11 protein-coding genes are annotated in these 14330 nt (G+C 60.8%); 10 read left to right on the forward strand and 1 reads right to left on the reverse strand.

Translation table 11 applies throughout. The features are described 5' to 3' along the window. Window positions 1–47: 47 nt before the first annotated feature. Window positions 48–488, forward strand: coding sequence for a CBS domain-containing protein (locus HB680_RS26050; protein ID WP_213941275.1), 441 nt, complete (start codon window positions 48–50; stop codon window positions 486–488). 147 nt (window positions 489–635) lie between these two features. Here HB680_RS26050 and HB680_RS26055 read toward each other — a convergent pair whose 3' ends face one another. Beyond that, window positions 636–1259, reverse strand: a complete 624-nt coding sequence (locus HB680_RS26055; protein WP_213941276.1) for a glutathione S-transferase family protein — start codon at window positions 1257–1259, stop codon at window positions 636–638. 147 nt (window positions 1260–1406) lie between these two features. Here HB680_RS26055 and HB680_RS26060 point away from each other — a divergent pair, with 147 nt between their 5' ends. The 9 genes from HB680_RS26060 (at window position 1407) to HB680_RS26100 (ending at window position 14249) form a co-directional block, all read left to right on the forward strand. Further along, complete coding sequence (locus HB680_RS26060) at window positions 1407–2201, forward strand: DUF4349 domain-containing protein (protein ID WP_213941277.1); 795 nt, start codon at window positions 1407–1409, stop codon at window positions 2199–2201. Window positions 2202–3504: 1303 nt separating this feature from the next. Then, window positions 3505–4323, forward strand: coding sequence for a TonB family protein (locus HB680_RS26065; RefSeq protein WP_213941278.1), 819 nt, complete (start codon window positions 3505–3507; stop codon window positions 4321–4323). 38 nt (window positions 4324–4361) lie between these two features. After that, the gene (locus tag HB680_RS26070; RefSeq protein WP_213941279.1) at window positions 4362–5066 is read left to right on the forward strand and encodes a MotA/TolQ/ExbB proton channel family protein; all 705 of its coding nucleotides are present in this window, start codon (window positions 4362–4364) and stop codon (window positions 5064–5066) included. Further along, window positions 5066–5467, forward strand: coding sequence for a biopolymer transporter ExbD (locus HB680_RS26075; protein WP_213941280.1), 402 nt, complete (start codon window positions 5066–5068; stop codon window positions 5465–5467). Before HB680_RS26070 ends, HB680_RS26075 begins: the two co-directional genes overlap by 1 nt. A gap of 207 nt (window positions 5468–5674) precedes the next feature. Next, on the forward strand, window positions 5675–8398 hold the full coding sequence (locus tag HB680_RS26080; RefSeq protein WP_213941281.1) for a TonB-dependent receptor: 2724 nt from the start codon (window positions 5675–5677) through the stop codon (window positions 8396–8398). Between the two features lie 270 nt (window positions 8399–8668). Continuing rightward, window positions 8669–10540: an extracellular solute-binding protein gene (locus HB680_RS26085; protein ID WP_213941282.1), complete on the forward strand. Its 1872-nt coding sequence runs from the start codon at window positions 8669–8671 to the stop codon at window positions 10538–10540. A gap of 1 nt (window position 10541) precedes the next feature. Then, window positions 10542–11609, forward strand: a complete 1068-nt coding sequence (yejB, locus tag HB680_RS26090) for a microcin C ABC transporter permease YejB (protein WP_213941283.1) — start codon at window positions 10542–10544, stop codon at window positions 11607–11609. Beyond that, window positions 11609–12631, forward strand: a complete 1023-nt coding sequence (locus HB680_RS26095; protein WP_213941284.1) for an ABC transporter permease — start codon at window positions 11609–11611, stop codon at window positions 12629–12631. The genes yejB and HB680_RS26095 overlap by 1 nt, the downstream gene beginning before the upstream one ends. Window position 12632: 1 nt before the next feature. Next, a complete protein-coding gene (locus HB680_RS26100) occupies window positions 12633–14249 on the forward strand; it encodes an ABC transporter ATP-binding protein (protein ID WP_213941285.1) in 1617 nt (538 codons plus the stop codon). Window positions 14250–14330: the final 81 nt, after the last annotated feature.

A 14330-nucleotide genomic window follows, 5' to 3' on the forward strand; every position in this document is an offset into this window, starting at 1 on the left:
TGCGTCTACGATTCTTCAAGAACAACGACAACACCAGAGAAGCCGCCATGAAAACCGTCGCCCAACTGCTCAAGTTAAAGGCCAACGAAAACCAGGAAGTCCATACCATCGCGCCCCATCAAATGGTGCTGGAAGCGCTGATGGTGATGGCCGCGAAAAACGTCGGTGCGCTGCCGGTGCTGGCAAATGGCGAAGTCGTGGGCATCATCAGCGAGCGTGATTACGCTCGCAAACTGGTGCTCAAGGGGCGTTCCTCGGTCGGCACGCCGGTCAGCGAAATCATGGTGTCGCCGGTGATCACCGTGGACACCCACCAAACCGTCGAAACTTGCATGGGCATCATGTCCGAAAAACGCCTGCGCCATTTGCCCGTGGTGGAAAACGGCCAGTTGATCGGCTTGCTGTCGATCGGCGACCTGGTCAAGGAAGCGATTGCCGAACAGGCGGAATTGATTCGGCAGCTGGAGCAGTACATTCGCGGGGAATAATCCCCCTACACACCACAATTCCCCTGTGGGAGTGGCGGTGCGACGATTCGACTTGCTCGCGAAAGCGGTGTGTCAGTCGCCACATGGATTGACTGACACACCGCATTCGCGAGCAAGCCCGCTCCCACCTTGGGTTTGTGGCGTTCTTCAGGTTGGCCAATGCCTGGCAAACACCGGCGCCAATGTCGGATGCCGGTCGATGCGCGTCAGCCACGCATAAAACCCGGGCCGGGCGTTGCGCAAATATTCGCGGCTGCCGGCCCAGCGCGACACCACCGCCGCCAGCACATCCAGCGCTCCCGGTGTTTCTTCGCCCAGGTACAGCTCACCGGAAAACTGATCGGCAAACACTTCCCAACTCCTGTGCAAGCGTTTGCGGGCGCCGGCCATGAGGTTTTTCCTGGACGCCTCATCCGCCTCGGCCAACCAGCGCTCGGGGTAGTCGATGACGCCGATGGCCGAATAACAATTGCAGACGATGTAGACCAGGCCGCGAATCGCTTGATCACGCTCGCCAGCGTCTTTGGGCAGCAGTTTCGACTTGGGAAACGTCAGTCCCAAGTGAATCAGGATCGCCGCGCTCTCGGTGAGAATGCTGCCATCGGGCAGTTCCAGCGTCGGAATCTGTTTGAGCGGGTTGAGCTTTTCCAGCGCGTGAGCCGCCTCGGTCGACGCAGCAACATCAATAAAACGATAAGGAATCTCACAGAGCTCAAGGGCCGCTTCGATCGCCGCCGCGCCGGAATTCTGGTGTCCGTAAAGCTGATACATGTCGCGCCCTCCCGGCGAACAAACAGTCAGTCGGTAGACGGCTGGCCACGGGAGCATGTTCCCTGCCATTTGGCCGATTGATGCAGGTAAGATGCGCCATCCCGGGGCGCACTGCTGGCGCCCCACTGCACACATCAAGGAATGAACATGCGCCAACCGGATGGCAAACCTGCCGCAATGCCACGCGTCTATTGGTTTTTACTGGCCTGCCTGGCCCTGAGCGGCTGCTCGCCGAGCGAACGGTCGTCATCGGCCAGTCTAGCCGGTGAACAAGGACGTGGCGGTGCCATGCTCGCTTATGAGCATGATGTTCAGTTGATGCTGCCACAAGCGCAAATCGTGCCGCGCCTGCAGGCCACCCGCGAGGCCTGCGAAACCGCGCGTTTCGGCGCCTGCAATGTGTTGCGCATCGAACAAGGCGCCGGCCGGGCCGAAATCACCTTGCGCATCGCTCCCGCCGGTGTTGAACCGTTGGTCGCCATGGCCGCCGAGGGCGGTGAGATGGGTCAGCGCATCACCACCGCCGAAGACCTCGCCGATGCCGTGGACGACACCCGCCGCCGTCAGGAACGCCTCAAGGCCCAGCAGCAGCGGCTGGACGAACTGGCGAGCCGCCGTGATATCAGCGTCACCGACCTGATCGCCCTGAGTAAAGAACAGGCCGCCATCGAGAACGAACTGCAAGCCCTGGCCCAAGTCGCCGCCGGCCATCAGCGCCGACTCGATACCAATCGGATCACGCTGTCGTTCCAGCCGACCGGCGCCAGTAGCCGCTCGTCGCACCTGAGCCAGGCGTTCAGCAACCTGCTGGACAACCTGGCCGATGGCGCCGTCGATGCCCTGGAGAAAGGCAGTTACGCGCTGCCGTTCCTGATCCTGGCCTTCCCGCTGTTGATGTTGTGGGTCTGGTTGTGGCGCAAGTTTGTGCGTCGTCGCGTGTGATCGTCTACCCCCAGAAAAAACACAAACCCTGTGGCGGGGGCGCTTTTTGTGGCGAGGGGCTTGCCCTTGTCCGGCTGCGCAGCAGTCGTAACCATCGCACGCGGTGTACCTGAAACACGGCGATTGCAGATTTTGGGGGACGCTTTGCGATCCAGCGAGGGCAAGCCCCCCTCGCCACAAAAGCCCGTTCGCCACGAGGTCGGTGCAGACCCTCGTAGAAAAATTCTCCGCTTTGTATCCACTTTGGCACGCCTTTTCCATGCACCCGCAACTTGCGAAACTCTAACCTCGCAAAACAGCGCTTACGGTGCCCACCCCGCACCAAGAGCAATCATTGAACGCTATCCGCGTTCTTGTAAGGTGCGACACCGAATCAAAAGTTCGTGTGTCCAGGCTGGCAATAAGGAAATCACAGCGTGAATCTTCGACCGTTATCAAGGCCTGTTCTGGCCAACGACTCTCCCCTTGTGACCTACATCCCCGCTGACACCCTGCTCGAATACTTTATTACCTGAACCAGGTGACTGCGCGCCTTGTTTGGCAATAAAGCTTGCCGACAGCGCGTACTATTTATTTTTTAAATACAACAGCCGATACAGTTTCCTGATCGAGAATTTTCTGTCACGACAACTAGGCATCCCCCTACAACAACTAAGCGTCACCCTTTTACGTACAGTCTTTGTACTCGATAGTGAGTTTTGTATAGCGCACCAAAAGTGTTCCAGGCGACTTAATCACGCTTGTCGTCGTCTGCTGGTTTTATTTGCATTACAACAAGGAAAAGCTCCTTTGACCCAATAAACACTGACTCGCACCAAATCAACCCGTCGCGCACCAATGCGTGCACCGGCGTACTGGCCAACAGCCGCTCTATTTCGCTGATTAGCGCGATATAGCGACCGGCAGGACTCGCCCCTGAAAAAGCACGGCATTCAGGGGTGAATGGCCGGTCTTTGCCGGTAATAAGCGTGGCCCCTCTGCAAACTTATATAAATGCGACACGGGTAACGTTGTTGAATTAATCGGCCCACCCGCCAGCACTATCTGGCACAACGGTTGCTATGTACCCAACATGAGTCACCGTCGTACATCGGCCTGTCTCACCCACACTGGATAATCAGGGAATCGTTAATGAACACACGATGTCGGTAGCACCACACCAGAACCTTGCATGAGCCACTTCAATAGATAGTTTAACTATCGGCTTCTGCACACCCTTGAAAAAGTTGAAACACACCACTCGAACATTGCACCCATGTTCGGACGGCACCTTATTGCCCTTCATCTAGCCGAGGGAGCTTTAATGAACGACGCGGTAAAGCACAGAGCCCTGCCGGGACCGTTACGGGATGATCCGACCCTGCCGGTAGCGGGCAGTCATCCCTATAAAAGCAACACGTCGAAACCCGCTGGGTTGAGCAAGCAACAGGTGCTGTTGCTGGTAGCGGTGTCGGCATTGATACACGGCGGCGCCTGGTGGTTTTTCCAGCACGCCAAGGCCGAACCGCTGCCGACACCACCCGAAATCCCGGAAATGACCGTCGAGCTGACCAGCCCGACGCCTCCCGCGCCACCGACTCCAGAACCACCGCCACCCCCGCCGCCTCCACCGGAACCCGAGCAGCCCGTAGAGGACGAGGACGCGGTCAAGCCGCCGCCCAAACCGGTGGAAAAACCCAAGCCGATAGAGAAGCCGAAACCGGTGGAAAAACCCAAGCCGGTGAAGAAGGTCGAGCCACCCAAAGCCCCGCCGGCCCCACCTCAACCGGCAGCCCCCGCAGCGCCGTCAACGCCAAGCGCGCCACCGGCACCGGCAGCCGCGCCTGGCCCGGTGAAAGAGTCAGCGGCGGTTTCCGGACTGGCCAGCCTCGGTAACCCGCCGCCGGAATACCCGTCTCTGGCCTTGCGCCGTAGCTGGGAAGGCACCGTGACTCTGCGTATTCAAGTGTTGGCCAGCGGTCGTGCCGGTGAGGTGACAGTGACCAAATCCAGCGGCAAACCACAACTGGATGAGGCAGCGGTCGCGGCGGTGAAAGCCTGGAAGTTCATTCCGGCCAAACGCGGCGACACCCCCATCGACGGATTCGCCACCCAAACCATCGACTTCAAGTTGCCGCAATAACTGAACTCAAAACCGATTAATGCAAGCGAGGTGTAGCCATGAACGATTCACTCTCTTCGATGATTGTCCCGGGCGTGCTCTGGGGCCTGGTGCTGTTTTCCGTGGTCAGTTGGGCGATTTTGCTGGTCAAGTCCGCCCAGTACCTGCGCCAGAAATCCCAGAACAAACAGTTCAGCAAAGCCTTCTGGGGCGCGCCGGATCTGCTTACCGCCGCCGAGCACGCCAGTCAATATCCGGGCTCACTGGCGCGGATCGCCAGCAGCGGTTTCGAAGCCTTGCTGGTGGATGAATCGCCTCGCACCACCCAGCAACTGGCCCACACCATCAACCGCTCGGATCGACTGGAACGCAACCTGCGTCAGCAAATCCAGAAGGAGCGTCGCTCCCTGGAAAACGGTCAGGCGATCCTCGCCAGCATCGGCAGCACCGCGCCGTTCATTGGCCTGTTCGGCACCGTATGGGGAATCATGGAAGCCCTGCAAAGCATCGGCGCCAGCGGCTCGGCCAGCCTGGAAACTGTGGCCGGCCCCATCGGCCACGCCTTGATCGCCACCGGTGTCGGCATCGCGGTTGCGGTGCCGGCGGTGCTGATTTACAACTTCTTCCTGCGTCGTTTGAAACTCGCTTCGGCGGACATGGATGACTTCGCCCACGACTTCGACGCGCTCGCCCAGCGCAGCGCGTTTTCCATCACCCGCCAGGCCATCGCCAAAACCACAGCCGCCGTGCGGGAGGCCAGCTGATGTCCTTTTCCACTCAAGACAGCGATGAAGTACTCAGCGAAATGAACGTCACGCCGCTGGTGGACGTGATGCTCGTGCTGCTGGTGGTGTTCATTGTCACGGCGCCGCTGATGACCAATGCCATCAAGGTCAATTTGCCGAAAACCGATGCCGTGGCCCCCGCCGAAAAGAAAGACCCGGTGGTGGTCAGCGTCGATCAGGACGGCAAGTTCTACCTGGCCAAGACCGAGCTGGCGCCCGAGTCCCTGGAAGCCAGCCTCAAGGAGGTCAAGGCCAGGGACAGCGAGGTGCGAGTTCAGCTGCAAGCGGATTCCGCCGTCAATTACGGCCAGGTGGCCAAGGCCATGGCCTCGATCGAGCGTTCGGGCATTACCAAGATATCGGTGATGACTACCCGCTGAGTTCGGTGCCGGTCGTGTAGCGAGGGCTCGCCCGGCATCGTTCGTTGAAATCCCGTCGTAACCAGCCGACCGAAAAACGCACCGCGTCTTCGGAGGGGATCGGCTTGCTTGAAGAAAGTGGTTTTCCGGGCGCGGTACCACCGATGCCGGAGCAATGAGGGCTCACAAGGCCATTTCGATAAACGTCTAATAAAGTCGGAAGTAACCATGCTGATGAACACTTCACGTTTCACGCTCAAGCCGTTGGTGGCAACGATTCAACGTCACCGTTTTGTTCCGTTGTACCTGGTGGCCATGGGGATGGGCGCCGGGTCGTTGCAAGCCGCTGAGGCCGGCACCGAGGACGACAGCAGTAAAGTCGTCCCGGCCGCGGTGGCACCGGCCACCACGCAACTGCAACGGGTGGAAGTGACGGGCTCGGCGATTCGCCGGGTCGATGCGGAGACGGCAGTGCCGATTACCGTGCTGCGCGCCGATGACTTGCGCAAACAAGGCGTGAGCACCACCGCCGAGTTGCTGCAACGGGTCACGGGCAGCCAGTCGGTGATCAACAGCTCCAGCTCCGTGGGGTCCGGCAGTGGCGGCGCGTCCTATGCCGACATGCGTGGCATCGGCGCGAACAAGACGCTGATCCTGCTCAACGGCCGACGCCTGGCGAACAACGCCCTCTCCGGCACCAACACCTCCAATGGCGCCGGGGTCGATCTGAACCTGATCCCCTTCGCGGCCATCGACCGCGTGGAGGTCCTGCGCGACGGCGCCTCGGCCCTATACGGCACGGACGCCATCGGCGGCGTGATCAACTTCATCACCAAAAAGACCATGACCGATGGCCAGTTGACCCTCGGCGGCGAAACCCCGACCCACAGTGGCGGCGGCAACAGCAAAGACATGAGCGCCAGCTGGGGCTTTGGCGATCTGGACAATGACCGCTTTAACGTGCTCGGGGTGTTCAACTACAACAAGCAAGAAAACCTGCAAGCCAAGGACCGCAGTTTCGCCACCTCCTACCGACCGGAACGCGGCCTCGATCAAACCTCCGGCACCGCGTTCCCCGGCAACTACAGCCAGGGTGACAACGCCACCAACCCGCTGGCCAGCAGCAACTGCAACGGTCCCAATCTGGTCTCGCGCCAAGGGGTGTGCCGCTTTGCGACGTCCTCCTACATCGACTTGATTCCGCAAACCGAGAAGACCTCGTTCTTCGGCAAGGCCACCGGCAAACTGGCGGACGATCACAACGTCAACCTCGAGTATTTCTGGGCTCGCAACAACAACGCCACCGCCGTCGCGCCGGCGCCACTGACCGGCCAGACGCTCGACTCATCGTCGCCCTACTACCCGGGCAACGGCATCACTCCCGGGCCAACCGATTTCACCCTCGACCCAACGCAACCGATCGGCGTGAACTGGCGCGAAACAGCGGCCGGCGCGCGGGAATCCAAGGACCAGAACACCGCCCAGCGCTTCATCCTGAGCTTCGATGGATTGGTCGGTGGCTGGGATTACAACGCGGGCGCCTCGTACAACCAGAACAAGGTTATCTCCAGCGTCACCAGCGGCTACGTCAGTGACTCGGCGATGACCGCCGGCCTGGCCAGCGGCCTGCTCAACCCGTTTGGCCCGCAAAGCAGCGCCGGGCAGGAATTCATCAACCAAGCGATGTACCACGGTCCCTACACCTCGGCTGTTGGTCGGGTGATCGGTTTCGATGGTCGGGTCAGCCGCGAAATCGGTGACTGGTTCGGCGCCGGCCCCTCCGGCCTGGCGCTGGGTGGTGAGTACCGCAAGGAGAAGTTCCACCAGGACTACGAATCGTTCGTCGACGATATTTCCAGCCTCGGCGCCGACTCGGCCGCCAGCGTTTCCGGTGATCGCAGCGTGAAAGCGGCGTATGCCGAAATCAACGTGCCGGTGCTCGACAGCCTCGAACTGTCCGCCGCCGTGCGCCACGACAAATACAGCGACTTCGGCAGCACCACCAACCCGAAATACTCGTTCCGCTATCAGCCACTCAAGGAGCTGGTGGTCCGTGGCGCCTACAGCGAAGGGTTCCGCGCACCGTCCCTGTATGAGCTGTACGCCCCGCAAAGCCTCTCCTTCACCCAAGCCAACTACAACGATCCGGTGTTGTGCACCGGCGGCGTACTGCAAGCGGGCGGCAACGCCGGTCGCGACTGCGGCCAGCAGTTCCTCGCCAAGGGCGGCGGCAATCAGGACCTGGCGCCAGAGAAGGCGCGCAACGTGACTCTGGGCTTTGTCTATCAACCGGTCCGCGACCTGTCGGTGGGCCTGGATTTCTGGTGGATTCACATTTCCAACCAGATCCAGCCATTCCCTGAGTCCACCGTGTTTGACCAGGCCGACACCTACACCGACCGCTTCGTGCGCAATGCCGATGGTTCGCTGAACTACATCGTCACTGGCAACGCCAACCTGGGCATCGTCAAAACCAGCGGTATCGACGTGTCCCTCGACTATCGCTTCCCGAACACGCCTTACGGTCAATTCGGACTGGGGCTGCAAGGCACTTACGTTGATCGCTACGACTTCCAGAGCACCATCAAAGGCCCGTACACCGACAAGGTCGGCGACTTCGAAGCCGATGGCGTGATTGCGCGCTGGAAGCATGCCTTGAGCGGTACTTGGACCCTGGGCGCGGCCCGGGCCTCGTTGGTCAACCGTTTCACCACGGGTTACAACGACTACGACCGCACGACCTACGACCGTGTTGCCTCGTACTCGCTGTGGGACCTGTCGGCCGGCTACACCTTCGACAAAGTCCTGGACCTCGACGCCGGGGTGAAGAACGTCTTCGACCGCGATCCGCCGTTCTCCAACCAGGCCTACACCTTCCAGAGTGGCTATGACCCACGCTACGCCGACCCGATGGGCCGCACGTTGTTCGCGCGCATGACGTACCACTTCTGAGTCACGGTCGGGGGGAAGCGCAATGCTCCGACCTTCCCCACGATGCCGATCTGCCAAGGCGTGCAACCTGTGGGAGCGGGCTTGCTCGCGAAGAGGGAGTGTCAGTCGCATTGATGTGGCCTGACACTGCGCATTCGCGAGCAAGCCCGCTCCCACAGGGTTCGCGCTCGACTGACCGGCATTGTGACTTCCCCGACCTCATTGCGAAATTCGCACCCCACGGTGGACCGCCTGCCGCCGTGGGCTTTTCGGAATTAGAGGAAAAACTTCATGACATTCACGCGCAACATGGCGGGTCTGCTGCTCGGTGTTGCACTGCTCTGCAACGCGGCGTCCGCGCTGGCCGCCGGCAGCTATGCAATGACGGTGTATGGCGAGGCGCCGAAGTACCCGGCCAATTTCCAGCATTTCGACTTCGTCGACCCCAAAGCGCCCAAGGGCGGATCGCTCAGCCGCGCGTCCATGGAGATCGGCCAGTACAACTACATCACGCCGTATGCCGACCAAGGCATCTCGGTGGTGCAGGTCAACGATTGGGTGTACGCGCCCCTGGCCTTTCGCTCACTGGACGAGCCTTACACGGTCTACGGCCTGATCGCCCAGCACATGGAACGCGACCCTGACGGCTTGTGGGTGCGCTTTACCCTGAATCCCAAAGCCCGCTTCGCCGACAACACGCCCATCACCGCCGAAGACGTGCGCTACACCTTCGAGCTGTTGATGACCAAGGGCAGTCTGAGTTATCGCCAGCAATACGCCGACGTCCAGGACGTGGTAATCGAAGGCCCGGACACGGTTCGCTTCAACTTCAAGAACAACCTCAACCGCACCCTCGCGCTGGACCTGGCGACGATGCGCGTCGTGCCCGAGCACTGGTGGAAAACCCGCGACTTCGCCAATGGCGGCGGTTTTGAGCCACCGCTGGGCAGCGGCCCGTACCGCGTCAGCAAGGTCGACGCCGGGCGCAGCATCAGTTTTGCCCGCGACCCGAACTGGTGGGGCAAGGACCTGCCGGTCAGCCGCGGGATGTACAACTTCGACAGCCTGACGGTGAATTTCTACGGTGACACCGACGTCGCCCGGCAACTGTTGCAGGCCGGCGCATTCGATTACAACCGCGAGTTTTCCTCGTCCGGCTACGTGGTCGGCTACGACAGCCCGGCCCTGCACGACGGCCGCTTACAGCAGTCAATCCTCGCCCCGGCCAAACCCACCGCCGCCCAGGGCTTTGTGTTCAACCTGCAAAATCCGCTTTTCCAGGACCGCCGTGTGCGTCAAGCCCTGACCCTGCTGTGGGATTTCGAATGGACCAACAAGCAGATGATGCGCGGCTTCTACGTGCGTCAGAACAGCTACTGGCCGAAGAGCGAAATGGCCGCCACTGAACTGCCAGACGCTCGTGAACGGGAGATTCTTGAACCGTTGCGCGGTCAGGTCCCGGATGAAGTGTTCACCCAGGTGTACCAGGCGCCAAAAACCGATGGCAGCGGCTACATCCGCGACAAGCAATTGCAGGCCCTTCAGTTGTTGGCCGAGGCCGGCTGGACGCCGAAAAACAATCATTTGGTGAACGCTGCCGGTGAGCCGATGGCGTTCACCTTCCTCGACGGCCAGGGCGGTTTCGACCGCATGTTGCTGCCGTTCAAGCGAACCCTGGCGCAGATCGGCATCACCCTCAATCTGCGGCGGATCGATTCGGCGCAGTACGTCAACCGTCTCAACGCCCGGGACTACGACATGATCGTCACCAGTTTTCCACGCAGCGGCGACCCCATCGTCTCCCCCGGTCGCGAGCTCTACAGCCTCTATGCCTCGCAAAGCGCCACACAGGTCGGCAGCTCGAATTCGATGGTGCTGGCCAACCCGGCGGTGGATCGCCTGATCGATGGTTTGGTCCAGTCCAACTCTCGCGACGACATGGTGCATTACGCCCGCGCCCTCGACCGGGTGCTGCAATGGGGTTACTACATGATTCCCAACTACTACGCCAAAGGCACGCCGACGGTGTATCAGAACCGCTTCGGCATGCCAGCGACCCAACCGGCCTACGACGAAGGCCTGAATACGTGGTGGGAAGTCGCCGCCAGACCGTTGGATAACCAACAGATGAGCGCCCAGCGCAAACTCGCGGGGGTGCAGTGACATGTGGCGTTATATGAGTCGCCGTTTGCTGCTGATCGTCCCGACGTTGCTGTGCATTCTGGTGGTCAATTTTTTGATCGTGCAGGCCGCCCCGGGTGGTCCGGTGGAACAGGCCATCGCCCGCCTGCAAGGCTTTGGCGGGAACGTCATGGGCGGCAGCGGCGGCGAGGTCTCCGCCGTCGGCGGTGCCGGGCGCAGCAGCCGCGGCCTCGACCCGGCGCTGATCGAGGAGATCAAGCACCACTACGGTTTCGACAAACCGATGCACGAACGCCTGTGGCTGATGCTCAAGAACTACGCGCAACTGGATCTGGGCAACAGCTTCTTTCGCGGGGCCAAGGTCATCGACCTAATCCTGCAAAAACTGCCGACGTCGATCTCCCTCGGGCTGTGGGCCACCTTGATCACGTACCTGATCTCGATTCCGCTGGGGGTGCGCAAGGCGATCCACAACGGCAGTGCATTCGACGTCTGGACCAGCACCGCGATCATCGTCGGCTACGCGATGCCGGCGTTCCTGTTTGCGATTCTGCTGATCGTGGTGTTTGCCGGCGGCAGCTACGTCAACTGGTTCCCGGTGCAAGGGCTGGTCTCGGACAATTTCGACAGCCTCAGCCCTCTGGGCAAGGTCGGCGATTACCTCTGGCACCTGGTGTTGCCCGTGACGGCGCTGGTGATTGGCGGCTTCGCGACGCTGACGATCCTGACTAAAAACAGCTTCCTCAACGAGATCAGTCGCCAGTACGTGATCACCGCCCGGGCCAAGGGTCTGACCGAACGACGCGTGCTCTACGGCCATGTGTTTCGCAACGCAATGCTGCTCGTGGTGGCCGGCATTCCCCAGGCCTTGATCGAGGTCTTTTTCGCCGGATCCCTGTTGATTGAAACCATCTTCAACCTCGATGGCCTCGGACGCATGAGCTACGAAGCGGCGGTGTCCCGGGACTACCCGGTGGTGTTCGGCGCGCTGTTTCTGTTCACGTTGTTCGGGCTGCTGATCAAGCTGATCGGCGACCTCTGCTACACCCTGCTCGACCCGCGCATCGACTTCTCGGCGAGGACTGCCTGATGTTCACACTGTCGCCATTGGGTAAACGGCGCATCGCGCACTTCAAGGCCAACCGGCGCGGGCGCTGGTCATTGTGGCTGTTCATTGGCCTGTGCCTGCTGTGCCTGGGCGGCGAGTTGATCGCCAACGACAAGCCGCTGATCGTGCATTACCACGGCGCCTGGTATTTCCCGATTATCAGGGACTACGACGAAATCACTTTCGGCGGCGAACTGCCGTTCCAGCCGGACTACGCCAGCGCCTACGTGCACAACCTGATCGAAGGTCAGGGTGGGTGGATGCTGTTTCCGCCGATTCCGTTCAGCTATGACACGGTCAACTATGACCTGACCGAGCCGGCGCCGAGTCCGCCGTCAGCGAGCAATTGGCTGGGCACCGATGACCAGGCCCGGGACGTGTTGGCGCGGGTGATTTTCGGCACGCGGATTTCAATTCTGTTTGCCTTGCTGCTGACCGCGATCAGCGCGGTGATCGGCATCGGCGCCGGGGCGTTGCAGGGCTACTACGGCGGCTGGGTGGATTTGCTCGGTCAACGACTTCTGGAGATCTGGTCGGGGCTGCCGGTGTTGTATTTGCTGATCATTTTGTCGGGCTTCGTCTCGCCGAGTTTCTGGTGGTTGCTGGGGATCATGGCGCTGTTCTCATGGCTGGCGCTGGTGGACGTGGTGCGCGCCGAGTTCCTGCGGGGCCGCAGCCTGGAGTACGTGAAAGCCGCACGCGCACTGGGCCTGACCGACAGCGAATTGATGCGCCGGCACATCCTGCCCAACGCCATGACCTCGACCCTGACCTACCTGCCCTTTATTTTGACCGGCGCCATCGCCACCCTCACGGCACTGGATTTTCTTGGTTTCGGCATGCCCGCCGGCACGGCGTCGTTGGGTGAATTGATCGGCCAGGCCAAGCGCAATCTGCAAGCTCCGTGGCTGGGGCTCACGGCGTTTTTCGCCCTGGCGCTGATTCTTTCGTTGTTGGTGTTTATCGGTGAGGCCTGCCGCGATGCGTTTGATCCGAGGAATTGAAATGAACGACAACCTGATCAAAATCCGCAACCTGCGCGTCGCCTTCGACGGCCATGAAGTGGTGCATGGGCTGGACCTGGATATCCGTCGCGGCGAGTGCCTGGCGCTGGTGGGTGAATCGGGCTCGGGCAAGTCGGTGACGGCGCACTCGATTCTGCGGCTGCTGCCGGGTAAAACCATCACCACCTCGGGCAGCATTTGCTACAACGGCGTGGATTTGGTGCACGCCAGCGAAGCGCAATTGCGTGGTTTGCGCGGGAACCGGATCGCGATGATTTTCCAGGAGCCAATGACCTCGCTGAACCCGCTGCACACCGTGGAAAAACAAGTCAGCGAAGTGCTGGAAATCCATAAAGGCTTGAAGGGGCGCGCCGCCCGTGCGCGAACCCTGGAGCTGTTGGAATGGGTGGGCATTCGCGAACCGCACAAGCGCCTCAAGGCTTACCCGCACCAATTGTCCGGCGGCCAGCGGCAGCGAGTGATGATCGCCATGGCGCTGGCCAACGAACCGGAACTGTTGATCGCCGATGAGCCGACCACGGCACTGGATGTGACGGTGCAGCAGAAGATTCTCGAGTTGCTGATCGAATTGCAGCAGCGCCTGGGCATGTCGTTGTTGCTGATCAGTCATGACCTGAACCTGGTGCGACGGATTGCCCAGCGGGTGTGCGTGATGCGTGAGGGCGAGATTGTCGAGCAGGCATCCTGCGAAACACTGTTCCGCGCGCCACAGCATCCCTACAGCCGCTTGCTGATTGAAGCCGAGCCGGTCGGAGCGCCGGTGCCCAGCGAGTACAGCCATAACCTGCTGGAAGTGGACAACCTCAAGGTCTGGTTTCCCCTGCCCAAAGCGCTATTCAGCCGCACGCAGGATTACATCAAAGCCGTGGACGGGGTCAGTTTGAGCCTGCATCGCGGCAAGACCCTGGGCATTGTCGGTGAGTCGGGTTCGGGCAAGTCCACCCTCGGCCAGGCGATTTTGCGACTGGTGGAATCCGAGGGCGGTATCCGCTTCGGCAACAAGGAATTGAGCATTCTCAATCAGCGTTTGATGCGGCCATTGCGCCGGCAAATGCAGGTGGTGTTTCAGGACCCGTTCGGGAGCTTGAGCCCGCGCATGTCGGTCGAGCAGATCATCGCCGAAGGCTTGCTGACCCACGGCATCGGCACGCCGGCGGAGCGTGAGGCAGCGGTAATACGCGTACTGAAAGAAGTCGGCCTTGATCCGCAATGTCGTCATCGCTATCCCCATGAGTTTTCCGGTGGGCAGCGTCAGCGCATTTCCATCGCCCGGGCACTGGTGCTGGAACCGGCGTTGATCCTGCTGGACGAACCGACCTCGGCGCTGGATCGCACCGTGCAAAAGCAGGTGATGGAACTGCTGAGGGAATTGCAGATTCGTCACGGACTGACGTATTTGTTTATCAGCCATGACCTGGCAGTGGTGCATGCGCTGGCCCATGACTTGATCGTGATCAAGGACGGCAAAGTGGTGGAGCAAGGATCGTCGCGGGAGGTCTTTTCGGCGCCGCAGCATCCGTATACGCAAGAGCTGCTCGCCGCCTCGGGCTTGAAGCTGCCGGGTTCAGCGAGAGCGGGGGCAATGTCCATCACCTAACCCCTGTGGGAGCGAGCCTGCTCGCGAAGGGGCCAGAACATTCAACATCTTCGTTGACTGTTACACCGCTTTCGCTAGCAG

It is taken from the genome of Pseudomonas sp. dw_612, assembly GCF_018449725.1.
Classification (GTDB): Bacteria; Pseudomonadota; Gammaproteobacteria; order Pseudomonadales; family Pseudomonadaceae; genus Aquipseudomonas.

Bases quoted from the DNA above. Each gene is read 5' to 3' on its own strand.
- HB680_RS26050 (WP_213941275.1), top strand. From the start codon at position 48: ATGAAAACCGTCGCCCAACTGCTCAAGTTAAAGGCCAACGAAAACCAG.
- HB680_RS26070 (WP_213941279.1), top strand. From the start codon at position 4,362: ATGAACGATTCACTCTCTTCGATGATTGTCCCGGGCGTGCTCTGGGGC.
- HB680_RS26060 (WP_213941277.1), top strand. From the start codon at position 1,407: ATGCGCCAACCGGATGGCAAACCTGCCGCAATGCCACGCGTCTATTGG.
- HB680_RS26080 (WP_213941281.1), top strand. From the start codon at position 5,675: ATGCTGATGAACACTTCACGTTTCACGCTCAAGCCGTTGGTGGCAACG.
- HB680_RS26055 (WP_213941276.1), bottom strand. From the start codon at position 1,259: ATGTATCAGCTTTACGGACACCAGAATTCCGGCGCGGCGGCGATCGAA.
- HB680_RS26065 (WP_213941278.1), top strand. From the start codon at position 3,505: ATGAACGACGCGGTAAAGCACAGAGCCCTGCCGGGACCGTTACGGGAT.
- yejB (WP_213941283.1), top strand. From the start codon at position 10,542: ATGTGGCGTTATATGAGTCGCCGTTTGCTGCTGATCGTCCCGACGTTG.
- HB680_RS26095 (WP_213941284.1), top strand. From the start codon at position 11,609: ATGTTCACACTGTCGCCATTGGGTAAACGGCGCATCGCGCACTTCAAG.
- HB680_RS26075 (WP_213941280.1), top strand. From the start codon at position 5,066: ATGTCCTTTTCCACTCAAGACAGCGATGAAGTACTCAGCGAAATGAAC.
- HB680_RS26100 (WP_213941285.1), top strand. From the start codon at position 12,633: ATGAACGACAACCTGATCAAAATCCGCAACCTGCGCGTCGCCTTCGAC.
- HB680_RS26085 (WP_213941282.1), top strand. From the start codon at position 8,669: ATGACATTCACGCGCAACATGGCGGGTCTGCTGCTCGGTGTTGCACTG.